This is a genomic window from Gottfriedia sp. OAE603, from assembly GCF_040543965.1.
In the GTDB taxonomy this organism is placed as follows: Bacteria; Bacillota; Bacilli; order Bacillales; family Bacillaceae_G; genus Gottfriedia; species Gottfriedia solisilvae.
Window position 1 is genome coordinate 2,041,827 of sequence record NZ_JBEUNN010000001.1, and the last position, 26,743, is coordinate 2,068,569.

23 protein-coding genes and 2 pseudogenes are annotated in these 26,743 nt (G+C 32.3%); 21 read left to right on the plus strand and 4 right to left on the minus strand.

From position 1 onward, the window contains the following. From tkt to ABID96_RS10265, 12 genes are all read left to right on the plus strand, one after another. Nucleotides 1-1,995 (plus strand): transketolase, encoded by a 1,995-nt coding sequence (gene tkt, locus ABID96_RS10210; RefSeq protein WP_192601918.1) that lies wholly within the window; start codon nucleotides 1-3, stop codon nucleotides 1,993-1,995. 100 nt (nucleotides 1,996-2,095) lie between these two features. Further along, a complete protein-coding gene (gene gnd / locus ABID96_RS10215) occupies nucleotides 2,096-2,989 on the plus strand; it encodes a phosphogluconate dehydrogenase (NAD(+)-dependent, decarboxylating) (RefSeq protein WP_192601919.1) in 894 nt (297 codons plus the stop codon). Nucleotides 2,990-3,043: 54 nt separating this feature from the next. Continuing rightward, nucleotides 3,044-3,712, plus strand: coding sequence for a fructose-6-phosphate aldolase (gene fsa, locus ABID96_RS10220; RefSeq protein WP_192601920.1), 669 nt, complete (start codon nucleotides 3,044-3,046; stop codon nucleotides 3,710-3,712). Between the two features lie 167 nt (nucleotides 3,713-3,879). After that, the gene (locus ABID96_RS10225; protein WP_192601921.1) at nucleotides 3,880-4,941 is read left to right on the plus strand and encodes a lactonase family protein; all 1,062 of its coding nucleotides are present in this window, start codon (nucleotides 3,880-3,882) and stop codon (nucleotides 4,939-4,941) included. Nucleotides 4,942-4,957: 16 nt separating this feature from the next. Beyond that, entirely contained in the window at nucleotides 4,958-5,278 is a 321-nt protein-coding gene (locus ABID96_RS10230; RefSeq protein ID WP_192601922.1) for an iron-sulfur cluster biosynthesis family protein, read from the plus strand. A 244-nt stretch (nucleotides 5,279-5,522) separates the two neighbouring features. Continuing rightward, entirely contained in the window at nucleotides 5,523-5,924 is a 402-nt protein-coding gene (locus ABID96_RS10235) for a DoxX family protein (RefSeq protein WP_192601923.1), read from the plus strand. Nucleotides 5,925-6,020: 96 nt separating this feature from the next. Further along, complete coding sequence (locus ABID96_RS10240) at nucleotides 6,021-6,464, plus strand: MarR family winged helix-turn-helix transcriptional regulator (protein ID WP_192601924.1); 444 nt, start codon at nucleotides 6,021-6,023, stop codon at nucleotides 6,462-6,464. 204 nt (nucleotides 6,465-6,668) lie between these two features. After that, on the plus strand, nucleotides 6,669-7,415 hold the full coding sequence (locus tag ABID96_RS10245) for an SDR family NAD(P)-dependent oxidoreductase (RefSeq protein WP_192601925.1): 747 nt from the start codon (nucleotides 6,669-6,671) through the stop codon (nucleotides 7,413-7,415). A 94-nt stretch (nucleotides 7,416-7,509) separates the two neighbouring features. Further along, nucleotides 7,510-8,088 (plus strand): TetR/AcrR family transcriptional regulator, encoded by a 579-nt coding sequence (locus ABID96_RS10250; RefSeq protein WP_192601926.1) that lies wholly within the window; start codon nucleotides 7,510-7,512, stop codon nucleotides 8,086-8,088. A 45-nt stretch (nucleotides 8,089-8,133) separates the two neighbouring features. Next, complete coding sequence (gene fabF, locus ABID96_RS10255; protein ID WP_192601927.1) at nucleotides 8,134-9,369, plus strand: beta-ketoacyl-ACP synthase II; 1,236 nt, start codon at nucleotides 8,134-8,136, stop codon at nucleotides 9,367-9,369. A 205-nt stretch (nucleotides 9,370-9,574) separates the two neighbouring features. Next, nucleotides 9,575-9,829, plus strand: coding sequence for a hypothetical protein (locus ABID96_RS10260; protein ID WP_192601928.1), 255 nt, complete (start codon nucleotides 9,575-9,577; stop codon nucleotides 9,827-9,829). A 224-nt stretch (nucleotides 9,830-10,053) separates the two neighbouring features. Next, nucleotides 10,054-10,521 carry a GNAT family N-acetyltransferase gene (locus ABID96_RS10265; RefSeq protein WP_192601929.1) on the plus strand — a complete coding sequence of 156 codons (468 nt, stop codon included), beginning with the start codon at nucleotides 10,054-10,056 and terminating at the stop codon, nucleotides 10,519-10,521. Nucleotides 10,522-10,614: 93 nt separating this feature from the next. On the opposite strand, the gene ABID96_RS10270 is transcribed toward ABID96_RS10265, so the two are convergent. Both ABID96_RS10270 and ABID96_RS10275 read right to left on the minus strand, forming a co-directional pair. Beyond that, entirely contained in the window at nucleotides 10,615-11,031 is a 417-nt protein-coding gene (locus ABID96_RS10270; RefSeq protein ID WP_192601930.1) for an organic hydroperoxide resistance protein, read from the minus strand. A gap of 267 nt (nucleotides 11,032-11,298) precedes the next feature. Continuing rightward, nucleotides 11,299-12,399, minus strand: a complete 1,101-nt coding sequence (locus ABID96_RS10275) for an AbrB family transcriptional regulator (RefSeq protein WP_192601931.1) — start codon at nucleotides 12,397-12,399, stop codon at nucleotides 11,299-11,301. Between the two features lie 290 nt (nucleotides 12,400-12,689). Here ABID96_RS10275 and gndA point away from each other — a divergent pair, with 290 nt between their 5' ends. After that, a complete protein-coding gene (gndA, locus tag ABID96_RS10280) occupies nucleotides 12,690-14,096 on the plus strand; it encodes an NADP-dependent phosphogluconate dehydrogenase (protein WP_192601932.1) in 1,407 nt (468 codons plus the stop codon). A 218-nt stretch (nucleotides 14,097-14,314) separates the two neighbouring features. Here gndA and zwf read toward each other — a convergent pair. Then, nucleotides 14,315-15,824, minus strand: a pseudogene (gene zwf, locus ABID96_RS10285) (glucose-6-phosphate dehydrogenase). A 641-nt stretch (nucleotides 15,825-16,465) separates the two neighbouring features. On the opposite strand from zwf, the gene ABID96_RS10290 reads away from it, so the two are divergent. The 5 genes and pseudogenes from ABID96_RS10290 to ABID96_RS10310 all read left to right on the plus strand — a co-directional run bounded on the left by ABID96_RS10290 (nucleotide 16,466) and on the right by ABID96_RS10310 (nucleotide 22,456). After that, nucleotides 16,466-17,716: a cation:dicarboxylate symporter family transporter gene (locus ABID96_RS10290; protein ID WP_192601934.1), complete on the plus strand. Its 1,251-nt coding sequence runs from the start codon at nucleotides 16,466-16,468 to the stop codon at nucleotides 17,714-17,716. 267 nt (nucleotides 17,717-17,983) lie between these two features. Beyond that, nucleotides 17,984-18,625, plus strand: a complete 642-nt coding sequence (locus tag ABID96_RS10295) for a LysM peptidoglycan-binding domain-containing protein (protein ID WP_192601935.1) — start codon at nucleotides 17,984-17,986, stop codon at nucleotides 18,623-18,625. 157 nt (nucleotides 18,626-18,782) lie between these two features. Then, nucleotides 18,783-20,427, plus strand: a pseudogene (locus ABID96_RS10300) (AMP-binding protein). A 113-nt stretch (nucleotides 20,428-20,540) separates the two neighbouring features. Then, the gene (locus tag ABID96_RS10305; RefSeq protein ID WP_377896841.1) at nucleotides 20,541-21,176 is read left to right on the plus strand and encodes a hypothetical protein; all 636 of its coding nucleotides are present in this window, start codon (nucleotides 20,541-20,543) and stop codon (nucleotides 21,174-21,176) included. A gap of 101 nt (nucleotides 21,177-21,277) precedes the next feature. Next, nucleotides 21,278-22,456 carry a chromate transporter gene (locus ABID96_RS10310; RefSeq protein WP_483301352.1) on the plus strand — a complete coding sequence of 393 codons (1,179 nt, stop codon included), beginning with the start codon at nucleotides 21,278-21,280 and terminating at the stop codon, nucleotides 22,454-22,456. Nucleotides 22,457-22,559: 103 nt separating this feature from the next. On the opposite strand, the gene ABID96_RS10315 is transcribed toward ABID96_RS10310, so the two are convergent. Further along, nucleotides 22,560-23,450, minus strand: coding sequence for a LysR family transcriptional regulator (locus tag ABID96_RS10315; protein ID WP_192601938.1), 891 nt, complete (start codon nucleotides 23,448-23,450; stop codon nucleotides 22,560-22,562). A 282-nt stretch (nucleotides 23,451-23,732) separates the two neighbouring features. Between ABID96_RS10315 and ABID96_RS10320 the strand changes: the two genes are divergently transcribed. From ABID96_RS10320 to ABID96_RS10330, 3 genes are all read left to right on the plus strand, one after another. After that, nucleotides 23,733-24,419 (plus strand): response regulator transcription factor, encoded by a 687-nt coding sequence (locus ABID96_RS10320; RefSeq protein WP_192601939.1) that lies wholly within the window; start codon nucleotides 23,733-23,735, stop codon nucleotides 24,417-24,419. A gap of 256 nt (nucleotides 24,420-24,675) precedes the next feature. After that, nucleotides 24,676-26,151 (plus strand): SulP family inorganic anion transporter, encoded by a 1,476-nt coding sequence (locus ABID96_RS10325; protein ID WP_192601940.1) that lies wholly within the window; start codon nucleotides 24,676-24,678, stop codon nucleotides 26,149-26,151. Nucleotides 26,152-26,310: 159 nt separating this feature from the next. After that, complete coding sequence (locus ABID96_RS10330) at nucleotides 26,311-26,736, plus strand: protein-tyrosine phosphatase family protein (protein ID WP_192601941.1); 426 nt, start codon at nucleotides 26,311-26,313, stop codon at nucleotides 26,734-26,736. The last annotated feature ends 7 nt before the right edge of the window (nucleotides 26,737-26,743 follow it).

Sequence of the window (26,743 nt, forward strand, 5' to 3'; positions counted from 1 at the left end):
ATGAATACAACTATTGATACTTTAGCAATTAACACAATTCGAACATTATCAATCGATGCGATTAACGCAGCAAACTCGGGACACCCTGGACTTCCTATGGGTGCAGCACCAATGGCATATGCTCTTTGGGCAAATCATTTAAAACACAATCCAAAGAGTTCTAAATGGTTTGACCGCGACCGTTTTGTACTTTCAGCAGGACATGGTTCTAGTATGTTATACAGCTTGCTACACGTAGCAGGTTATGATGTATCGATCCAAGATTTAAAGGATTTCCGCAAACTAAATAGTAAAACACCTGGTCATCCTGAATTTGGACATACTGATGGAGTTGAAGCTACAACAGGTCCATTAGGACAAGGTATAGCAACAGCTGTAGGTATGGCAATGGCAGAAGCTCATTTAGCTGCTAAATTTAATAAGGACAGCCATTCAATTATTGATCATCACACTTATGCACTAGTTGGTGATGGCGATTTAATGGAGGGTGTTGCTTATGAAGCAATGTCACTTGCGGGTCATATGAAGCTTGGTAAATTAGTTGTGCTTTATGATTCAAATGATATTTCTTTAGATGGTACATTAAATCTTTCGTACTCAGAAGATATGCAAAAAAGAGCAGAATCATTTAATTGGCACTACTTACGTGTTGAGAATGGTAATGATCAAGAAGAGATTTCAAAAGCAATTGAGCTTGCGAAACAAAACACTAGCCAACCAACTATTATTGAAATCAGAACGATTATCGGTTTCGGTAGTCCAAAAGTTGCTGGAACTAATAAAGCACATGGTGCACCACTTGGTATCGAAGAAGCGAAAGAAACGAAGAAAGCTTATGGATGGAACTATAATGAAAATTTTTATGTTCCAGAAGAAGTTAAACAGCATTTTAGCGAGATACAAATTAAAGGTAGTCAGTTAGAATCTGAATGGAATCAATTATTTAATCAATATCGTGAGGCTTATCCAGAATTAGCTGCTGAATTAGAAAAAGCAATTAATGGAGAAGTTCTGATCGATGCTGATGGTATTTTAACGTTTGATCCTCAAAAAACGGTTTCTACACGTGTAGCAAGTGGTGAAGCAATTAATCACTACATAAAATCAGTGCCTGAAATTTTTGGAGGAAGCGCAGATTTATCTCATTCTACTATGACAGATATTAAAGATGAGAGTAAATTTGCTGTTGAATCTTATGCAGGCCGCAATATTTACTTTGGTGTTCGTGAGCATGCAATGGGTGCAGCTGCAAATGGTATGGCTTTACATGGCGCTGTAAAACCTTTCGTAAGTACATTCTTTGTATTTAATGATTATTTACGTCCATCAATTCGTTTAGCAGCATTACAAAAATTACCTGTAACTTATGTATTTACGCATGATTCAATTGCCGTTGGAGAAGATGGTCCAACACATGAGCCAGTTGAACATTTAGCAGCATTACGTGCAATCCCAGGTTTAACAGTCATTCGTCCATCGGATGCAAATGAAACATCAAATGCTTGGGCATATGCATTACAAAATACTGAAGGACCAATCGCATTAGTGTTAAGTCGTCAAAACTTACCAGTATTTGAAGAAACAGCTAAAAATATTGATAATCTTTCAAAAGGTGCTTATGTTTTAACTGAAACTAATAACAAACCAGACTTAATTTTAATTGCAACTGGTTCAGAAGTAGCACTTGCAGTTGATAGCAAAACTGAGTTAGAAAAAGAAAATATATCAGTTAGAATCGTTGCAATGCCAAGTTGGGAATTATTTGAAAAACAATCAGATGAGTATAAAGAATCTGTCCTTCCATCAGACAATACAAATCGTATTTCAATTGAAATGGGAATTTCTCTAGGATGGGAACGATTTGTTGGTTTCAAAGGCAAAAAAATCTCAATCGAAACATTTGGTGCATCAGGTACTGGAAATGAAGTAATGGAACTATTTGGTTTCAGTACAAAAAATGTTGTAAATATTAGTAAAAGTTTATTAAATTCTTGATTTAATGCAATCAAAAAAGTATTTTGATACTTTTGTCATAAAATTATGTACTTAGTGAAAAACATATATAGATACATGGATGATTTAGGAGGATAACGTAATGAAAGTAGGATTAGTTGGATTAGGGAAAATGGGTTTAAACTTAGGTCAAAATTTAATGGACAACAACCATGAAGTCGTTGCTTTTGACGTAAATGCTAGCGCTGTAGAAGAAATGAATAAACTTGGCGCTACAGGCGTAACAAGCTTAGAGGATTTAGTAAAAAATTTAGATACTCCAAGAATTCTTTGGATCATGGTTCCACACGCTGTTGTTGATTCAGTTATTAATGAAGTAAAACCTTTCTTAAGTGAAGGCGATATTGTCATTGAAGCTGGAAACTCTCACTATAAAGAATCAATCAGACGTTATGATGAATTAAAAGAATTCGGTATCCGTTTCATGGATGCAGGTACATCAGGTGGTATGGAAGGCGCACGAAATGGTGCTTGCTATATGATTGGTGGAGATCAAGAAGCTTGGGATATCGTAGAACCAATCTTCAAAGATACTGCTGTAGAAAATGGTTACTTATATGCTGGTAAAGTTGGTAGTGGTCATTTCCTAAAAATGGTTCATAACGGTATTGAATACGGAATGATGGCTGCAATTGGTGAAGGTTTTGAAGTATTAGAGAAAAGTGACTTCGACTACGATTATGAAAAAGTAGCGAAAGTTTGGAACAATGGTTCAGTTATTCGTTCATGGTTAATGGAATTAACTGAAAATGCATTCTCTAAAGATGCCAATTTAGATGAGATTAGAGGGGTTATGCATTCTTCAGGTGAAGGTAAATGGACAATTGAAACTGCATTAGATTTACAAGCAGCTACTCCGGTAATTGCAATGTCATTATTAATGCGTTACCGTTCATTAGACAATGATACATTCACTGGTAAAGTTGTTGCAGCACTTCGTAATGAATTTGGTGGCCACGCAGTTGAAAAGAAATAAATAAGCGTTACAATATAAATATAAAAAATAATTATTTTTTGGAGGAAGACAAACATGAAATTTTTTATCGATACAGCTAACGTAGTTGATATTCAAAAAGCTTATAAAATGGGCGTATTATCTGGAGTTACAACAAACCCTTCATTAGTAGCAAAAGAAGGCGTGAAATTTGAAGATCGAATTGAAGAAATTTTAAAATTAGTACCGGAAGTAGAATCAGTATCTGCTGAGGTTACACCGAATGCTGTATCTGCTGAAGAAATGATGGCTGAAGCAGATGAATTAATCAAAATTAACGGAGGAGATAAAAACATCACAATCAAACTTCCGATGACACTTGCTGGATTAGAAGCTTGCCGTTACTTAACTAAAAAAGGTGTAAAAACAAACGTTACATTAATTTTCACTGTAAACCAAGCATTATTAGCTGCTAGAGCTGGTGCAACTTATGTATCTCCATTCTTAGGTCGCTTAGACGATATCTCTGAAGATGGTGTATTATTAGTTGCTAAAATTGCTGAGTTATTCCGTGTTCATAACTTAGATACTCAAATCATCGCAGCATCAGTACGTCACCCAGATCACGTTACTCGTGTTGCATTGGCAGGTGCACATATCGCTACTATTCCATATAGCGTAATTGAGCAACTTTCTAAACACCCATTAACTGATCAAGGAATTGAAAAATTCGCTGCAGATTGGGAAAAAGCACCTAAACTTTAATCGCAAAGCTTACCAAGCTGATTAAGTAAAAAATAAATAGATCAATTATAAAAGACCCCCTTTGTCTGTGATACTGTTTTAGGCTGTAGCTATGATTAAGGGGGTTTTTAAAATAGATTAACCATTTCCATAAAATGAAAAATACAACATTTTGAGGAGGAGTAGAAATGCAAACAACTAACAGTAAATTTCTAGGTTATATTGGGACTTATACCAAAGGGGAAAGTAAAGGGATTTATCGTTTTACACTCGATACGAACGCAGAAAGAATTATAGATGTTGCACCAGCCGCTACATTGGAAAATCCTACATATGTAACAATAAGTAAAGACAATAAAAACCTTTATTCGGTCGTGAAAGAAGGAGATAAAGGTGGTGTAACTGCATTTTCAATTCATGAGGATAGCGGGGATCTTGTGAAAATTAATTCACAATTCTCAGAAGGCGCATCTCCATGTCATGTAAGTGTTAATGAAGAAAATCATGTTGTCGTAACAGCTAACTACCACAAAGGTACAATTGAATCCTTTGAAGTTAACGGACAAGTAAATCCAGTTACTTCAACAATGCAGCATATTGGTACTGGACCTAATCAATCAAGACAAGAAAAACCACATGCTCATTATTCAGGGTTTTCTCCAGATGAAAAATTTGTACTTGCAGTAGACTTAGGAACAGATGAAATTAATACATATAAATTAGATAACAGTACTTTAACAAAATCATCTTCTTTAAACGTAAAACCAGGAAGTGGCCCAAGACATTTAACATTCCATCCAAATGGTCAATATGCTTATGTAATGACAGAGTTAAGTTCAGAAGTAATTGTATTATCATATAACAAGGAAGACGGTAGCTTTACTGAACTACAATATATTTCAACAATTCCAGCTGATTTTACTGAAAATAACCAAGGTAGCGCTATTCATATTTCAAATGATGGCCATTTTGTCTATGCAGGAAACCGTGGACATAATAGTATAGCTGTGTTTAGTGTAAATCAAGACAATGGTAAACTAGAATTAGTTGAAATAGTTTCATCCGAAGGAAACTGGCCACGTGATTTTGTATTAGATCCTACTGAAAATTATGTTATCGCATCAAATGAAATCTCTGGTAATCTTGTTCTATTTGCTAGGGATCACCACACAGGAAAATTAACAGTCATACATTCAGATGTACTTGTACCAGAACCTGTTTGTGTAAAATTCCTTCATGTTACTAAATAATAAGGCAGGTTATAAAATGGATTTTAAAATTACTGATTCTGCAAAAGAAAAGTTAAAGAATATAGAAGACCATCAAATATTACTATTAGAATTTGATCGTGGTAGTTGTGATGTTGTAAATAACATTTATCAAATCCAAGTGATCAATAAAAGACCATGCGGACCTAATGAAAAATTAATTACGGGTGACGGTATTGAATTTATGGTTAACTTACATTTTGAAGATGTTTACGAAAATCAGTTAGTCATTGATTATGTAAATGGTTCTTTTGTATTCAAAAATAAAAACCAAATTTTCAATAATAGAATAGGTCTTCATGTAGTAAGAGAAAATTGAGATGAACTTTAGTTCATCTTTTTTATATTTTTCAATAACTATGTTGACAAAGTGATAAATTTAGATTAATATTATCTCGAAGTCAAGATAAATTGAGTGAGGTGAAAATTGATAAAAATAGATGAAACTTATATTGTGCAATCATAATTAGATTAAGAATTAATGGTTTCAAATTTTTTTAATACATTATCTCAAATTAGAGATACTTTAATTATAACTAAAACAAAAGAGGAGAATGAAAATTATGTTAGTAGGTTTAGGATTATTAATCATCCGTTTAGTGATAGGGGTTTCTTTTATTGGTCACGGTGCACAGAAATTATTTGGAATGTTTGGTGGGTATGGATTAAAAGGTACTGGTCAGTGGATGGAATCGATTGGCTTGAAACCAGGGGTACAAATGGCATTTTTTGCTGGGTTAAGTGAATTACTAGGTGGTATTTTATTTGCAACAGGTTTATTAACACCATTAGCAGCATTATTAATTGCTGGTGCAATGTTCGTAGCAATTGTAAAAGTACATGGCCCAAACGGTTTTTGGTCAACTCAAAATGGATATGAATTAAACTTAATTATTTTAGCAGTTGTAATTGGGGTAGCCCTAACAGGTCCTGGTGCTTATGCAATTGATGCTTTGATTTTTTAATCGCTTAGAAGCAAAAAGCCTATTCTTATTGACTTTACAATGAAAATACTCTAAAATAATCTCGAATTAAAGATTTTGTAATGAGAGGTGAAATATATGTTGAATGATCAGTATAATCAAAGCCGATCGCTACAATTATTCTCTGAAATTTGTAAAACAAATAGATATATAACAGATGCTGCTATTGAACATATTAAGTTATTTGGTTTGAATTTAACAGAATTTGCAGTTTTAGAATTACTTTTTCATAAAGGTGATACACCAATTCAACATATTGGTAAAAGAATATTAATTTCCAGCGGTAATATGACATATGTTCTTGATAAATTAGAGGCCAAGGGATTCATAAAACGATTACCTTGTCCAAAAGATCGTAGAGTAACTTACGCCGTCTTAACTGATGAAGGTCGTCATTTAATTAGTTCCATTTTCCCTGAGCATGAACAAATGATTGATCAATTGTTTTCTCATATCAATAAAACAGAAAAAGAAATGCTCATATATCTATTGAAAAAAATGGGACTGAACCAGGATGTTTAAGCTCACTTAGTAATGAAATTTCATAAATAAAAATGATATATTTGCAATGATTAGTCTGTATCAAAAAAACTGCCTTCTGGCAGTTTTTTTGTTTAATAGCGTATTTTAAGTATAATGAAATGATATCAAGAAGACTGTATAAATTTTTTGTATTAGCGTGAACAAAAGCAATTAAAACAAAAGATAGATGAAAGGATTTGAACAATGAGAACTAAATTTATTGATAAAGTAGTTATAATCACTGGAGGCGCAAACGGTATAGGCGAAGGGATTGCAAAAGCGTTCGGACAAGAAGGTGCAATTGTTTGTATTGCCGATCTTGATGATGAAAAAGGGAAGTATGTTCAACAACAAATAGAAAGGGATGGGGGAAAAGCTTCATTTTTTAAAACGAATGTTAAGCAAGAAGTAGATTTAAAAAATCTCATCCAATACGTTATGAATACTTATGGAAAGATTGATATTTTAATTAATAATGCAGGAATCGCTAAGTTCAAACCATTATTTGAATTAAGTATCCAAGAATTTGATGATGTAATACATACAAACTTAAGAAGTGTATTTATTGCTTCCAGAGAAGCAGCAAAAGTAATGACTAATGGAGGTAGTATCATTAATATGGCATCTACAAGAGCAATAATGTCTGAACCAAACTCAGAGTCTTATGCCGCTTCAAAAGGTGGAATTGTATCACTAACTCATTCCTTAGCCGCGTCACTTCAGACCTATAATATTACAGTGAATTGTATCAGTCCAGGCTGGATAGAGTTTAATAATTATGATGACTTAAAAGAAAAAGATCATGTACAACATTGGTCTAATCGTGTTGGAAAACCTGCAGACATCGCAAAAGCATGTCTTTATTTAGCAGATCCCGATAACAATTTTATTAATGGTCAAAATATCATCGTTGATGGTGGTATGACACGAAAAATGATTTATGAAGAATAGTCTCAATAGACAAGTCGGTTGACAAACCAAATAGAAGATTGTTTAATAAAAAAAGACCAATTGTTCTTTTTTTAGCGGAAAGAGGTGAATGCATGTGAACAAAGGTGAACGAACAAAGAATTATATAATTGAACAATCATCTTCTCTTTTTAATATGCAAGGGTATAAAACAACCTCTATTTCAGACATCATGAATGCTACCGGTTTAAAAAAAGGTGGAATATATAATCATTTTGAAAACAAGGAATCTTTGGCTGAAGCTTCATTTTTACACTCAATGAATACATTAAAAGAACATTATATTCATGCGGTGTCTGAAAAAAATACTGCATATGAACAATTTGATGAATTTATTAATGTATTTAACACATTATTACACGATCAAATCATCCGAGGTGGATGCCCTTTAATGAACGCTGCAATTGAAGCAGATGATTCAATGATCGAATTTGAAGATACAATTAAAGACGGATTTGATGGGTTAATCCTGTTAATTGCTAACATTATCCAATATGGGCAAGTTCGTAATGAAATTAATAAAGATATTCATCCAGATGAAATGGCGGTCTTTATTCTTTCTTCATTAGAAGGTTCGTTAGCTTTAAATCGATTAAACAGAGACAAGAAGTATTTGGATATGATTATTAAGCAGCTAAAAAAGATGTTATTTTAATTTCTATTAACTATTCTTACATTTTGTATTTTAAGGAGGATTCATATGAGCAAAAGAGTTGTAGTTACTGGTTATGGAGTTGTTTCACCTTTAGGTAATGATGTGGACACTTTATGGAATCATATTAAAGCATCAAAATCAGGCATTAATAAAGTTGAATTCGAAGGATATGAAGACATCACAACAAAAATTGGTGGAGCTATCAAAGATTTCTCACCTGAAAATTACTTTGAAAAGAAGGAATTAGGAAAATACGATAAATTTGTACAATATGCATATGCAGCATCAAGACAAGCTTTAGATCAGGCAAATTTAAATATCGAAAAACTTGATCCTAATAGATTAGGTATTTTTATTGGTTCAGGTATCGGTGGTATTGATACTGTTCTAGAAAATCATCAAACACTTTTGGATAAAGGACCTAGAAAAGTATCACCGTTTATGGTACCTATGATGATTATCAACATGGCTGTAGGGATTATTTCTATTAAAACTGGTTTTAAAGGTACAAGCTTTTCTCCAGTTTCTGCTTGTGCAACTGGTAATCACGCAATTGGAGAAGCCTTTTTAAATATTCGTCATGGTTACTCAGATGCTATTTTAGCAGGGGGATCAGAAGCATCGATTAATCCATTAGCTTATGCTGGATTTTCAAGAATGAGAGCAATGTCAACAAATAATGATGAACCAATGAAAGCTAGCAGACCTTTTGATAAAAATCGAGACGGCTTTGTCATGTCTGAAGGCTCTGGTATTTTGTTATTAGAAGAATATGAGCATGCTAAAAAAAGAGGGGCAACCATTCTAGGAGAAATCGTTGGATATGGTTCAACAACTGATGCTTTTCATATTACGTCACCTGACTTTCACGGTGCAGAGCGCGCAATGAAGCTAGCATTAGAATTAGCTCAAATTGACCCAACTAAGATAGATTATATCAACGCACATGGAACGAGTACCCCTGAAGGAGATAAATCTGAAACAAAAGCAATTAAAAGTGTGTTTGGTGAACATGCATATCATCTAAAAGTAAGCTCAACAAAGTCGATGACCGGCCATCTGTTTGGTGCAGCTGGGGGAATAGAAGCAATTATTACCTTAAAGAGTATATTGGAAAATATCATTCCACCTACGATCAATTATGAGTTTCCAGATGAAGAATGTGATCTAGACTATGTACCAAATAAAGCTATACAAGCTGAAGTAAACTATGCGATTTCAAATGGCTTTGGTTTTGGTGGACATAATGCTGTACTTGTTTTTAAAAAGTTTGATCAATAAATTTCAAAAAAGATGACTGATCGTCATCTTTTTTTATGTCGGTTTTTTAAACAGATAGTATTTACTCACTTTCATCACGTATATTTTTACAATTCAAGAGGTTGTCTAGCTTTATTGTGTAATAATATATAAATATAACGAATAAGCACCTAAAATTCCCCTTACAGAGGATATAGAGTGGCAGATTTCAGAAGGATATAACCTTATGATGAACTATAAAATTTTAGACACAAATGCCACTGTTAAAATTCCAATGGGTACAAATTCTAATGTTATTAAAGATAAAAGCATACTAATGGAAGAAGGTCATGTTGACGAAAAGTCTGACTACACCATTGATTATTACGCTAAAGGAAAAGGCATGATTAAAACAGAATTTTATAATAGTGACGATACAATTAACCAAGTACAGGAACTTTACAACGATAAAGGGATTGTACCAAAACAAATTGAAGATTGAAAAAGTAGTAAAAAATAATATTAACACTTTAGAGGCCCCTACGAGAGCTTCTAAGGTGTTTTTTCAATTCTAACTTTATTACGAGTTGATGAAACAGATATTTATCCAATTCTAATAAAAAACGTAAGCATTACTTCATAAGCAGGAAGTTATGCTTTTTTTATTGAAGTAAGTTAGATAGAGTGTCTGATTGTTAAAAAATTAAATAAGAGAGAAGAGATAAATTGAATATCAGAAAAGCAGAGTTAAAAGATATAGAACGATTAATTAAAATGAGATGGGATTTTACTGTTGAATATGATGAACGAGGAAAGATCACTGACTCAGAATTTATTCGTTTCCACAAGGAGTGTAAAAACTTCTTGGTTGATGCGCTGAATGGTCAACGATGGATAATTTGGATCGCTGAAGTAAACGGAGAAATTGTATCACATATATACTTAGAACTAATTCAAAAAGTACCACGCCCAGGAAGGATTACGAATCCATTTGTATATATGACGAATGTTTATACAGAAAAAAAATACAGAGGTAAGGGTATTGGAAGTAAGCTAATATCACAAATAAATAACTGGTCATTGGAAATGAAATACGAATTCATTATGGTTTGGCCAAGTGAAGAAAGTATTGAGTTTTATAAAGCAAATGGTTATAAAAACTGTAACGAACCACTTGAATTTGTATTTGAGTAGGTCAAAAAATATGTTCCGGTTAAATAAAAGAAAGACTGTTACTATTTAACAGTCTTTTTAAGTACATATCAATATCTTATTTTGAATAAATCCTTATTCAACCGAAACCTTTAATTTTACATCAACATTATTTCGTAAAGCTTTTGAATAAGGACAAAAACCATGAGCTTCTTTCACTAGCTCCACAGCAACATCTTGAGGCACGCCTTTAATATGCGCGTTTAATGTGACAGCTAAAGAAAAAGGACTTTCTGTTTCATCTTTTAAAAGACTAACTTCTGCAGTGATTGATGATTCAATTCTATGCTTATTTTTCTTCGCAATGAAATTGAGAGCACCATCAAAACATGCAGAGTATCCAGCGGCAAATAATTGTTCTGGGGTTGAACCAGTCTTCTTATTTAGAGCTGAAGGCATCGTAAGCTGTAAGTCAATTAATCCATCATCAGATTTCACATGCCCTTCACGACCACCGGAAGCTGTGGCTCTTGACGTAAATAATACAACCATTTATTTTCACCTCATCTAAAAATATGTAAAAGTGCATAACAATATTATTGTTTTATGCTGTTTAAACTATTCTTATGAATTAAATTTAAATTGGTTTCTTCGTAATTAATTGTTTCTTTTATAAAATGATTATAACGACGCAAAGTTTCCTTTATGCATATTAAAAAGGGAAGATAGCTATCTTTTAAAAATTTATCTATGATTGCAAAAAAAGGCGTATTTTGGACGCCCCTTTATAAATTAAATTTCAACACTTACCTATATCAATTACATTTTATCTGCAACTCTTACATTCATACGATTAAAGATAAACTTTAATAAATAAGGAACCGCAATAAAAATAAATAATGTTCTAAATAGTTGATAACACATAATAACTGACATATCACCGTGTGCTTCTTTTGCAATGATCGCCATTTGATCCATTCCACCAGGAGAAAGACTTAGCATTGAAGTGACAGTATTCATAGAATGTAAATGCGTTAATAAAATGCTTAATCCAAAGGAAAATGTCAATAAGACAATACCACTGCCAATTGCTAAAATTGATATCTTTAATTTATTTTTCATATTTTCAGGTTTCAATAAAAGCCCAATATATCCACCTATCATCAATTGAGAACAATCAAGAATGAATGATGGGAGTGTATGACCATGTAATCCTGATAAATTTAATATGATAGTAGCAAGCATTGGTCCCAATAAAAAAGCGGTAGGAAAATTAATACGTTTACCTAAAAATGCAAAAAGTGTACAAACAACTACAAATACAATAATATTTGGAAATAAATCACTTAGGTTAGCAGAATTTTGAACTGAGCTAGTAAGAGAATTATCTATATGAATATCAAATAAAGGGCTAAAAATAAATAAAGGGACTGTAAAGATGATCATCATTAATCTAGATATTTGTAGAAACGTTACAACCGTAATATCTACATCTTCTAATTCTTCAGCCAAAGTGATCATCTGACTTAATCCACCTGGTATACTTCCTATTAAAATGGTTGGAAATGGAATACCAGATAGCTTTGAAATGACGATTGATATAATCAATGTAAATAGTAATAAAAGGAGAGTCATTAATATCATAGAAGTTATCTGTTGACCAATTTGAACAAAAGTTGCACTAGTAAAAGAGAGTCCGATTGTATATCCTACGATAATCATTGCCGAATCTCGAAGTTTACTTGGCCAATAAAGTTTTTCTTTGAAAAATTTTGCCCAGATAAAAACAAATAACATCGGGCCAAGTAGCCACGGAATAGGGAGATGTATCACATTAAATAATAAACCACCAATGATCGCAATCTTTAATGTAGCTAAAAATAGCGTCCCTTTTCTTTGAAATAATGTTTTTACAATCATAAGAATCACTTCTTTTCATTTTATTAAATTTTAATGTTGAGTAATTGTATAGATTTTTAAGACTTTATTATTATATAACTATCATTATTGACCTTAATTTCTTTGTATGCAAGAAAAAAATATTATGTATAACCTATAATAGATTGTATACTTATTCATAATATCCTTATAAATTGTGTAATCAATTGAAAAGGATAGTGTTAACCGTGTAAGGTTATATTAATGAAAGGCATCATCGTAACTTTATGAACTAAAACCTTACATAATTTAATAGGAAAGGACTAATTCAAGTGGCTAAACAACAAATTGGTGTGATTGGTTTAGCAGTAATGGGGAAAAATCTAGCGTTTAATATCGAAAGCCGTGGTTTTTCTATTTCTGTGTATAATCGATCTTCAGAAAAAACAGAAGAGTTCTTAAAAGAAGCAGAAGGCAAAAATGTCGTAGGAGCCTTTTCAATCGAAGAGTTCGTACAGTCATTAGAAGTTCCTCGTAAAATTTTAATTATGGTTAAAGCTGGTGCGCCAACAGATTCAACGATTGATGCATTACTTCCTTATCTTGAAAAAGGCGATATTTTAATTGATGGTGGAAATACATATTATAAAGATACACAAAGACGAAATAAAAAATTATCAGATAGTGGCATTCATTTTATTGGAACAGGTGTTTCTGGCGGAGAAGAGGGTGCATTAAGAGGCCCATCAATCATGCCAGGTGGACAAAAAGAAGCTTTTGAAATTGTAAAGCCAATCTTTGAAGCAATATCTGCAAAAGTAAATAATGAACCTTGTACAACATATATCGGTCCAGACGGAGCAGGGCATTACGTTAAAATGGTACACAATGGAATCGAATACGGAGATATGCAATTAATCTCAGAAGCTTACTTTTTATTAAAAAATGTTCTAGGTCTAACAGCACAAGAGCTACACAATGTATTTAGTGATTGGAATAAAGGCGAATTAGATAGTTATTTAATCGAAATCACTGCCGACATCTTCACAAAAACAGATGACGAAACTGGAAAGCCATTAGTGGATGTTATCCTTGACAAGGCAGGTCAAAAAGGTACCGGAAAATGGACAAGTCAAAGTACATTAGATTTAGGTGTACCATTATCCATTATTACTGAATCAGTATTTGCTCGTTTTATTTCTGCGATGAAAGAAGAGAGAGTGAAGGCGAGCGAACTATTATCTGGGCCTTCCAATTACAAATTTAGTGGTGATAGAGAACAATTAATCGAGGATGTAAGAAAAGCACTTTATATGAGCAAGATTTGTTCTTATGCACAAGGATTTGCTCAATTAAGAGCTGCTTCTGATGAGTATAAATGGGACTTACAATATGGGGATATCGCAATGATCTTCCGCGGTGGATGTATCATTAGAGCGGCTTTCCTACAAAAAATTAAAGAAGCATACGATCTTGATGGCAAATTAGCAAACCTAATGCTTGATCCGTATTTTAAAGAAATTGTTGAAAGTTACCAAGTAGCTTTACGTAAAATTAGTGTGGTTGCGATTGAAGCAGGAGTAGCAATTCCTTGTTTCTCGGCTGCATTAGCATATTATGATAGCTATCGAACAGCTAATTTACCTGCAAATCTAATTCAGGCACAACGTGATTACTTCGGTGCACATACTTACGAACGCACAGATAAAGAAGGAAAATTCCATACTCAGTGGACTTAATCAATCAGATTAATTTACAAACCGAACCCTTGTATCATTACAAGGGTTCGGTTTGTATTCATTGGACCAATATAACGCTTGTCATTCGAGAGGCAAAGCCAGATGAGGAGCGGAGTTACCTTTGAAGGTAATGAGCACCGCAATCAGGCCAAGCAACGTAGTATGCGAACTTCTGGCAGGCAGTCTGAAACCCTTGTAAATTTACAAGGGTTTTTAGTTTATCTATCTTTATTATCATTTAAAAGATCTGAAACTGGCCACCAATTATGTCCATCTGTTGCTAGTAAAGAATCAGATTCTTTTGGTCCCATTGATCCTGATTCATAAGTTGTTAATGGGGCAAGATTATTTGTCCATGCTTGAGAAATGACATCAACAAAACTCCAAGAATATTTTACTTCATCCCAATGGGTAAAATTCGTTCCATCACCTAACATACAATCATAGATTAGTCTTTCATATGCTTCAGGGGTATTTATGCAGTCAACACAATTATTATTAAAAGTTAATTGTATTGGTTTTGTGTAACTTTCGGCATCTGATCTCTTAGCATTTAATTGTAGTGTAATGCCTTCGTCTGGTTGAATATGTATGATCAGTAGATTTGGTGTCATTTGCTCTTTCGTATTATAGTACAAATTCATAGGAATATCAGAAAATTGAACGATAATTTTAGTAGATTTTAGTGCCATACGTTTTCCAGTTCTGATATAAAAAGGGACACCGGCCCATCTGAAATTATCAATGAAAAGTTTACCTGCTACAAATGTTTCTGTCTGCGAGTTCGGATCAACATTATCCTCATCTCGATATGAAGGAACTTGATTACCTTGTACTGTACCTTCAACATATTGACCGCGAACAAAGTAATTTTTAATTTCATTTTCATCAATTTTACGAAGTGCTTTAAAAACCTTTACTTTTTCACTACGTATTTCCTCTGTAGTTAGTTTGATTGGTGGCTCCATTGCAAGTAATGATACGATTTGTAACATATGATTTTGCAGCATATCCTTTAAAGCACCTGAATTTTCGTAGTATCTTCCTCGATCTTCAACGCCTAAAACTTCACTTGACGTAATTTGTATATTGGATATAAAACCGATTATTCCAAAGAGGTTCAAACATTGCATTTGCAAACCGAATGACTTCAATATTTTGAACCATTTCCTTACCTAAATAATGATCAATTCGATAAATTTGATTCTCAGTAAATGCTTCTCTAATTTCTTTGTTTAATTCAATAGCACTAGGTAAATCATGTCCGAATGGTTTCTCTATTACAAGTCTACTCCAACCATTAGTATTCGTTAAGCCTTGTTCTTTTAGCTGTTTGGCAATTGTACCAAAGAATTCTGGTGCCATTGCTAAATAGAAAATTCGATTCCCTGGAATAGAATAATGGCCATCCAAATTCGTTAGTAGAGTACCTAGTTCTAAGTAAGAAGATGGTTCTAAAACATCAAATTGATGATAGTAAAAATGAGAAAGGAAGCTATCTATATCATTTTGACTTTGATCAGAAGTTTGAATTGATTTCATAACTGTTTCTCGAAATTCATGATTTGACCAAGGTCTGCGCCCAACACCAACTACAGCAAAATCTTCATCAATTTTTTGACTCAAAAACAGTCTATAAATTGAAATAAATAATTTTCTTTTTGCAAGATCTCCAGTTGCACCAAAAATAACGATCACAGCTTTAGGACGATTTTCTGTACTTTTCAATGATTTTACCTCACTTCTTAAACATAAATTACTAACTTATTTTAGTAATAATCAATAGTGATTATTCAATTGATATGAATTCTACATAAAAAATTGTCATATTTTAACTAAAAACAAAATTGATTATCAAAAAATAAATAATTTTGCTTATTTTCTTAAATTAATCATAAACAATACATGTTCAAACGTAAACAGGGTGAATTCCTTATTTTTCCGATTTTTATAGAATTATTGTTCCAGATAAAGCAGCTTAATTTCATGATATATATGGCTTAATATTATTTCATAAAAATGAACATTAGAAAATTTTTGAACATTCATTTGGAAATAAAAAATTATGATATATGGATTAATTATAGATATGATAAGGGTTATAGAATTAATTATTTCCATTTTATTGGTAAATGCTTGAAAGTTGAAATCGTAATGATTTCTGTTATACTAATTTTTATATAACTTTTTCTAATGCATTTTTAACAATTTTCAATTCATTGTGAGTGATGGGTAATTTAAAGTTCCATCGTTTACAGAGGAAGCCATTGCAGAATGCCAAATACCATTAAGAAGGAAAACTTCATTGGTTTTATTTCTTGGTATCCACTCTATGACTAAAATCTTGTAAAAAAGGGGGACTTTTAAAAATGAAAAAAATTGGATTAGCTTGGCAAATTTTAATTGGACTAGTATTAGGGATTATCGTAGGTGCCATATTTTTTGGTAACCCAAATGTAGCTAGTTACTTACAACCAATCGGAGACATTTTTCTTAGATTAATTAAAATGATCGTTATACCGATTGTCATTTCTAGTATTATTGTTGGTGTCGCAAGTGTAGGAGATACAAAAAAACTTGGTCGCCTTGGCGGTAAAACAATTATCTACTTTGAAATTATTACAACAATCGCTATTATTATTGGTCTATTCGTTGCAAATATATTCCATCCTGGTTCTGGAGTGGACATGGGCGCACTTCAAAAAACGGATATTAATAGCTATGTTGAAACTGCATCTGAAGTAAAAAGTCATGGGTTTGCCGATACGTTTGTAAATATTGTACCAAGCAATATTTTTGCTGCGTTCGTTGAAGGAAATATGTTAGCTATTATTTTCTTCTCAGTATTATTTGGTCTTGGATTAACTGCAGTAGGTGAAAGAGGAAAACCAGTTCTTGCATTTTTCCAAGGAACAGCAGATACAATGTTCTATATTACGAATCAAATCATGAAGTTTGCTCCATTTGGAGTATTTGCATTAATAGGTGTAACTGTTTCTAAATTTGGATTAGAATCACTAATCCCACTTGGGAAATTAGTCATTACTGTTTATGGGACGATGGCATTTTTCATTGTAGTAGTACTAGGATTAATTGCTAAAATGGTTGGTGTAAATATTTTCAACTTTATCAAGATGATTAAAGATGAATTACTTTTAGCATATTCAACTGCAAGTTCTGAAACAGTATTACCTAGAATTATGGAAAAAGTTGAAAAATTTGGTGTACCAAAAGCGATTTCATCTTTCGTTATCCCAACAGGGTATTCATTTAATTTAGACGGTTCTACCTTATACCAAGCATTAGCTGCTGTATTTATCGCACAAATGTATGGTATCCAATTATCAATTACTGAACAAATTTCACTAATGCTAGTACTTATGGTTACTTCAAAAGGTATTGCAGGTGTTCCTGGCGTATCATTTGTCGTACTATTAGCTACATTAGGAACTGTTGGCATTCCAGTAGAGGGCTTAGCATTTATTGCGGGTATTGACCGTATTCTTGATATGGCAAGAACAGCAGTTAACGTTGTTGGTAACTCATTAGCAGCTGTCGTAATTGCGAAATGGGAAGGGGAATTTACTCCTAATTCAGAAAACGCAAAGAAAATTGCATAAAATAGTTTACAAAAAAGAAGAAGCTCATCGAAGCTTCTTCTTTTTTTGTAACAGTAATTGTTCAAAGTAGATCAGTCTATATATAAACCTCACGAAAATTTGACCTTTAAACAATTTGAAGGAAATAACGTTAGAAAAATTGAATATACCTATAAATGCGCATTGATTTTTTAGTTTATTCATAATAATGTGCGGAAAACAAGTTTGAATTATGATTCTATGCTTCATAGTGTCATGTAAAAAAATAGAGATATAGGGGGCTTTTTAATGAAACGTAGTTTATTAAAAACTGCAGCTTTAACATTAGGTCTAACCGCTATGCTCGGATTTAATCAAACAACACATGCCGCAACGATTACGCATAAAATTAAAAAAGGAGATACTTTATATTCAATTGCCAAAAAATATCAGACTACCGTCGCTGCACTAAAGAAATTAAATAGACTACAATCAGACAAAATATATGCTGGTAAAACTCTCATCATTAGTAAGGATTTAAATTACGATGCAATGAATGTGAAAGTCAAACTACAGACAAAAACTGGGTTTTCTTTCGGACTAGAGGAACCTGGTAAATACATTTTGCTATATAATAAAAACGGATATTATTTTACACGAATTGAAGTATTAGATGCCAATGCAAAAATAAGTGATGTAAAAGCAAATTCAAAACTGTATCTTTCATCTACTGGAAAAGTGACTGAATTAAAAACAGATGTGGGGGTCCCATTTTATAAAAATGCGTACTTCTTTTTACACGCTCATAATGCAAAATTCCAACAAAATATTGTCGTTAAAAGAGTGGATGGAAAACTAGTGAGATTCACAATACATTTTGAAAACAAGGAAGCTTCAGAGGGGATTACGCCACAGATGATCGAAATGCTACAAACGATTAAATTTAACTAAATTGGATTGATAGAAAGATGTAAAAGGACATTCTTTTACATCTTTTTTTTTGTTAAAGAAGGTTATACCTATAATATATAGAATATTCTTACTTATACTTTTTATCTAATTTTGAAAGCGGATACTCATGTAAATGCTAACTTATAAGGAGGATAAGATGACAAATTTATTAGATGTAACAATCGGTAAACTTTTAGAGGAAAAAGTAAACTTGCATCCTGAACATGAAGCAGTGGTTTATGCTGACAGAGGATTGAGAATGACTTATGAACAATTTGATAACCATTGTCGAAAAGTAGCTAAAGGTCTAATGAATCTTGGCATTCAGAAAGGTGATCATGTTGCAGTTTGGTCATCAAATACTCCTGAATGGTTAACAACACAATTTGCGACAGGAAAAATGGGCGCTGTACTTGTTACAGTCAATACAAATTACCGTACATCTGAATTAGAGTATTTATTGAAACAATCCGATTCGACAACAATCATTTTAATGGACCAATTTAAAGACTCTTCCTATATCGATATGCTATACGAAATTGTACCAGAATTAAAGAATTCGATTCCTGGTGAATTGAATAGTACTCGTCTTCCATTTTTAAGAAATGTAATTGTATTAGGAAATGAAAAATATCCTGGTACATTCTCATGGGAAGACATAATGAAACAAGCAAAATTCGTGTCTGATCATGAATTGAACGAAAGAATGGATTCTTTACATCCTCATGATGTCATTAATATGCAATATACCTCGGGCACAACAGGCTTCCCGAAAGGCGTAATGCTAACACATTCAAATATTGTAAATAACGGCTTTAATATTGCAAATTGTATGAAGCTAACGAAAGAAGATCGCCTTTGCATTCCAGTTCCATTTTTTCATTGCTTTGGATGTGTTTTAGGAACAATGGCTTGTGTCTCCGTTGGTGCGACAATGGTACCAGTTCAAGAATTTCATCCAAAGAAAGTACTGCAAACCGTTCAGGACGAAAAATGTACTGGCTTACACGGTGTTCCGACTATGTTTATCGCAGAATTAAATGAGCCAGACTTTTCTAGCTATGACTTATCTAGTTTAAGAACTGGTATCATGGCTGGATCAAATTGTCCAATAGAGGTTATGAAGGCTGTAATCGAAAAAATGGGTGCCACTGAAATAACAATCGCTTATGGTCAAACAGAATCCTCACCAGTCATCACACAAACACGTACAGATGATCCAATTGAATTAAAGGTAGAGTCTGTAGGGAGAGCACTTCCTAATGTTGAAGTCAAAATTGTTGAGCCTGGAACTACAAATGAAGTTCCAAGGGGAGTACAAGGTGAATTATGCACTAGAGGTTATCATGTGATGAAAGGCTATTATAAAAATGAAAGTGCAACAAAAGAAGCGATAGATGCAGAAGGTTGGTTACATACTGGTGATTTAGCAATTATGGATGAAAATGGTTACTGCAAAGTTACTGGTCGATTAAAAGACATGATTATCCGTGGCGGTGAAAATATTTATCCCCGTGAAATTGAGGAATTTTTATACACTCATCCGTCAGTTCTAGATGTGCAAGTAGTTGGAGTACCCGATCAAGTTTATGGTGAAGAGGTTATGGCATGGATTTCCAAAAGAAGGAGTATCCATTAGCAAAGCAGAAATCCAAGCTTATTGCAAAGGGAAAATATCAAAACATAAAATACCTAAATATATAGATTTTGTTGATACATATCCAATGACAGCTTCAGGAAAAATTCAAAAGTTTCGTTTAAGAGAACTAGCTGTAGAAAATACTCAATCAAATTTAATGTAAATAAATAGAAAAAACAAAGTTAGTAGTTTATAGCTTTGTTTTTTTATTTGTTAACAGGAAAAGTTTGTAAAATCCTAGAAACTATAAAGAAAAACTATTTAAGGAGTTTAATGATGAATAATAAACACATCAAAATCGATAGCTTAGAAGTTGAAAAATTAAATATCGTTGATAAAAATGGTAATGTAAAGTTGTCACTTTTTAATAATGACCACATACCACCTGGAATCATGAATAACAAAGTCTTTTTAAATCATAGAAAAAATGATCCTTGCTCTGGCCTGATGTTTTATAACAATGATGGCGATGAGGTTGGTGGACTAATATATGGAAATGAAGTTGATGAAGAGGGGAATTATCAGGCAATAGCTTCACTTACTTTTGATCAATATAAACAAGATCAAGTTGTACAAATGCATTACACTGATCATAATGGTGATAAGCAATACGGTTTTTCGGTATACGATCGACCAAGTACCCCACTTCCAGAAATGATAGAAAAACATAAAGAAATTCAAAATAAAGTAATGGATGAAAAAAATAAAGAAGAAGAAATTGAAAACCTTTGGAGCGGTAATGTCGAACGAGCCTTTATGGGGAAAAGTAAAAATGGTGATGTATCTGTTAAATTAATGGATCGTAATGGGAATCCACGTATACGATTAGCAATTGATGAATTTGATGTTCCATGTATGGAATTTTTAGATGAGAAAGGAAATGTAATATATAAATTGCCACCAGAATTGTAAAGTTTATATATAAAATATGTAATTTTTTTAGATTAACTTATTGTTTAAGCTAAAATTAATAAAGCAAACTAAAAAATTTTAGAAGGTACTTAATGAATGATATGAAAATAAAAAACAAATTTATATTATTAATAGAATTATTTCTTGTTTCAACTAAGTTAGGCCTTACTTCATTTGGAGGACCCGTTGCGCATTTAGCTTACTTTCATGAAGAATATGTGCGTAAAAAAAAGTGGTTGGATGAACAATCGTATGCAGATTTAATTGCACTTAGTCAATTTTTACCTGGTCCAGCAAGTAGTCAAGTTGGGATTGGAATTGGTGTTATACGCGCTGGGATTTTTGGAGGAATTGTTTCATTTATTGGATTTACCTTTCCATCTGTCATATTACTAATCTTATTTGCGAAATTTTTGCAGCATTCTGCGCTCATTCATACCGGTTGGATACATGGATTAAAAATTGTAGCAGTCTCAATCGTTGCTCATGCAATTTTAGCTATGTCGGAAAAACTAACACCAGATTTAAAAACGAAATCTGTTGCTTTGTTTTCAATAATTGTTACACTTCTTTGGACTTCGGAATTCTCTCAAATCGTGATCATCTTGCTGTCTGGAATCATTGGTTTATTTTTATTCAAAAAAAGTCCATCTGAAAACAAAACAAACATGAATATAAAAGTCTCAAAACGTTTTGCTCTAGTTTGTTTAACTTTATTTTTTCTATTATTCTTACTTTTACCTATACTAAATAAATCTACTACTCTGCCTTGGGTTGATCTGTTCGATCGTTTTTATCGAACAGGAGGCTTAGTATTTGGTGGAGGGCATGTTGTTTTACCGTTACTTCAGCAAGAATTTGTACAACAAGGACTAATTAACAAAGAAACCTTTTTTGCAGGATATGGCGCAACGCAAGCTGTCCCTGGACCATTATTTACATTTGCAGCATATTTAGGAGCTGTATTAAATGGATGGAAGGGTGGATTAATAGCAACTTTCGCAATATTTCTCCCAGCTTTTCTACTTATTTTAGGTTCTTTACCATTTTGGAATACATTAAGGAGAAATAATAGAATTTCAAGCGCATTAATTTGCATAAATGCTGCAGTAGTAGGGATCTTAATAGCATCATTTTACGAACCAATTTTGACAAGCACCATTTTAAATCCAATGGACTTTGTATTTGCTGCAATTTTGTTTAGTATGATTTCACATTGGAAACTAGCTACCTGGATAGTTGTTTTAACTGGTGTTGCGGGAGGATTCTTTTTTTTCTAGCATTCGACAAAGATGATATCCGAAAAAATGAAGACGTTCACAGCATGATTAGTTGCTTAACTCAGACAATATAAAAAGTAGGATCCTGAATGAACCTACTTTTTTATTTATTGATATGATGTTTAACCTCATTAATAAAACTCTTAGCCGAACTTGATAATTTATTTGAACCAGAGTAAATTACCCAAAAGTCAGTATAAATAAAATCTGGATCTTTAATAGGGATGATTCTTAATTGTCCACTTAATACCTCTGGGTAATCTCTAATCGTAATATCATGTATATATGTGAAAACTTGACTTTCTCTAATCATTTCAATTAGAGTCAAAGTTCTATTCGATTTTAATATGATTTCATTTTTATATCGCTTAACCATTTCACTAAAATGTTTATTCGTTAGACTATACAGAACTACTTTTTGATTTAATAAATGATTAGCATTTACATAATCTAAATCAAAAAGGGGAGAGTCTTTACCTACAAGAATACAGGCATATCCTTTATGCAAAAAATCTATTTCAATTTTTGTTTCCTTGTCAAATTCACTTTTGAGGGCAGGCAAAAATGCTAAATCATATCGATCTTTATTAAAATTTTTTAGTAAACTGATTGAATTTTGTTCTTCTATTTGAAAGGTAACTTCATTATTTTCATTAGAAAATTTTTTAAGAACATCGTGTAAAACATAAGTAAATGTTGGAGCACAAGTAATTTTTAAATGTTTCTTATTCAATCTTTTTATTGTTGTTAAATCATCTTTTAATTCCTTTAGATTATTGAGAATATCAATCGATTTTTCATATACAACAAATCCTTCTGTAGTTAGAGTGACTCCAATTCGTGAACGGTTAAATATCGAAATACCAAGCTCTTTTTCTAATTGAGACACGCTTTGGCTAATTCCCGAAGGTGAGATATGTAATTTATCCGCTGCTCTTGTAATTGATTTCTCATCTGCAACACTTACAATATATTCCAATTGTTCGAAATTCATTTTTTCCCCCTGTGTTTAAATTTTAAACAGTTTATGTTATTTTTCAACTTTATTACTCTAAAACTTTATCATAAAATCTTTGATAATAGTAAAAAGTGTTTAATTTATGAAACGAAAACATGTATTTTAAGTATTACTTAATACTAAAATTACAATCGCTAAATATATTTTATTAAAAAAACAATGTACAATAATACATGTTCAGCAACTTAAAGTAAGTTTAATAAATATGTATACATCCCTTTCAACATAAAGAGAAGATTGAATACAACTAAGATGGGAATGAAAAAATTGTTAGCAAATAAAGTAAATAGTAATCAAAAGAATAAAACAATTATTTTTGTAGAAAATTCACTTTTTGTTTCCGGTATATGCACTATTTTAGAACATCACCAAATGATCGTTAAAAAGGAAGAGTTAGACCATCTATATTTACTTGATCAAAATGATACAATTTCTATTTGTCATGTTAAAAATGAAGAAATGGAAAAAAAAGCTCAAAATATTAAGCTTAGAGACAATGCTACAAATATTATTATTATCAAAAATAATTTAGAATATAAAGAAATTGTGCGATTATTACACATTGGTGTAAATGGTATTTGTTTAACTGACATAGATGAACATTATTTGATTCAAGTAGTCACTCAAGTACGTAATGGACATTTCTTTTTAGATCATCGCCTGACTCATGATGTCATTCAAGAAAACATCCGTTTAGTTGAAAAATCGAATCAAGGTGTACCATTAGATGAAACTTCTCTGAAAAAGATATTAACAAAAAGAGAAATTGAAATTCTAAAACTGTTAGGAAAAGGTTATTCTAATATACAAATTGGTAGTGAACTATTTATTTCAAATAAAACAGTGAAAAACCACGTTTCAAACATCATTCATAAATTGCAAGTTCAAGATCGTTTAAATGCAGTCATTAAAGCTGTTCAAAACAATTGGATCCGTATTTGTTAGGTATTTTATACTGAATTTATGTTTAAGTTTTAGCTCTTAATATTTTACCCATTCAGAAAATTCAATTTATAATAGTTACAACCGCTCGATTTGTTACTGAGCGGTTATTTTATATTCACGTGAAATTGAAATAGATAATAAATTCATTGATTAACATAGAGTTAGGCAGATATAATGGTTTTTATGAAGTCGGGACGATATCCATTTTGCGAGATATTAATGAACTTTGAAAACAAAATGTAAGTGAGGTTTAAATATGGTAGCTTATTTTAAGCAACAGTGGTTATCGAACGTACGAGGGGATGTTCTTTCAGGAATTGTTATTGCATTAGCATTAATTCCAGAGTCTATTGGGTTTTCAATTATTGCTGGAGTTAATCCAATGGTTGGTTTATATGCATCGGTTTGTATTGCCGTCGTCATTTCATTTGTTGGTGGTCGACCAGCAATGATTTCAGCTGCCACTGGGGCGATGGCATTAGTTTTAGTTGGGCTAGTAAGAAAACATGGCATAGAATATATGCTTGCAGCTACGATCTTAACTGGAGTAATCCAAATATTATTAGGATTTTTAGGAATTGGAAAATTAGTAAAATTTATACCACGTTCAGTAATGACTGGATTTGTAAATTCTCTTTCAATCTTAGTATTCACTGCACAATTACCATATTTCGTTGGTGAATCTTGGCAGATGTACGCAATGGTAGTAGGAGGATTAGTTATAATCTATATATTTCCAAAAATAACTAAGGCCATACCGTCTTCATTAGTAGTAATTATCATTATAAGTGTCATTGCAATCACTACTGGAAGCGACGTACGAACAGTAGGAGATATGGGAAATATAAAAGGTGCTTTACCAAGTTTTATTTTACCTAATGTACCAATCTCATTTGAAACATTTTCAATCATCTTACCATACGCAATATCACTTGCTTTAGTTGGTTTAATTGAATCATTGCTTACTGCACAAATTCTTGATGAACTGACAGATACTTCGAGTAATAAAAATCAAGAGAGCAAAGGTCAAGGTATTGCAAATATTGTAAATGGATTATTTGGTGGGATGGCTGGATGTGCAATGATCGGACAATCTGTCATTAATGTCAAATCAGGAGGCCGTGGTCGATTATCAACCTTTATTGCGGGAAGTTTTTTGATGTTTTTGATTATCGTATTAAATAAGTTAGTCGTTCAAATTCCTTTAGCGGCACTTGTATCAGTTATGGTATTTGTTTCAATTAGTACGTTTGATTGGGCTTCATTAAAAAATCTATTAAAATTACCTAAAACAGATGCTGCTGTTATGGTCATTACAGTAGGAGTTGTGGTCTCAACTCATAATTTAGCGATTGGTGTAATTGTTGGTATTGTATTAAGTACGATTTTCTTTGCAGCAAAAATTTCAAAAGTAAAAGTGACATCAAAGAAGATAAATTCAAGTAATACACGTATTTATTCTGTGGAAGGTCAACTATTTTTTGCATCTGTAACAGATTTTGTGAGTGCAATTGATTATAAAGATAATGTAGAAACTGTTGAAATTGATTTATCTCATGCTCATGTTTGGGATGAATCTGGAGTTTCTGCTATAGATAAAATTATATTAAAGCTTCATGAAAACGGAATTAATACAAAAATAATTGGATTAAATGGATCAAGTAAGTCAATTATTGATTCAATAGGAGTGTACAATAAGCCAGGCGCATTAAAGCGTACAATGAATCATTAACTGTCAGATTCACATAGTCTTTGTACATTGTCAACCAACATAAGGCTTCTTCTAAATGAAGGAGCTTTTTTAACTGTTTTCAAGAAATGAACGTCTGTTAATTAATAAAAGTAGTAAAAATATAGTAGAATTAAGTGACAAAAAAAGGAGGAAGTTAGTTTGGAGAAAGTTTACCAAGAATTAATTAAAAACCGTATCTATTTCGGCGGTGCAAATGATGTATCTGAAATGATGGAAAATGAAAAGGCAGATGTAGTGTTTGATTTACGAGTAAAAGAATATGACGTAGACTCAAATATTAATCGTGTACATACGCCAATAGTAGATGAACAAGAACACCAAGCTGAGTCTTTAAAGAATGCTTTACAACAAGTGAAAGATGCATATGAAAACAATAAAAAAGTATATTTTCATTGTGGTGGGGGAAATACGCGTGCAGGAACTGTTGCAATCGGTACATTACTTGCTTTAGGTCAAGCGAAAACAATTGAAGAAGCGGAAGAAATGGTTCGCTCAATTCGTCCATCAATTAAATTTAAACCTGATATGAAGAGTTCATTAAAGGAGATCTTTCCAGAATCATAAATACATA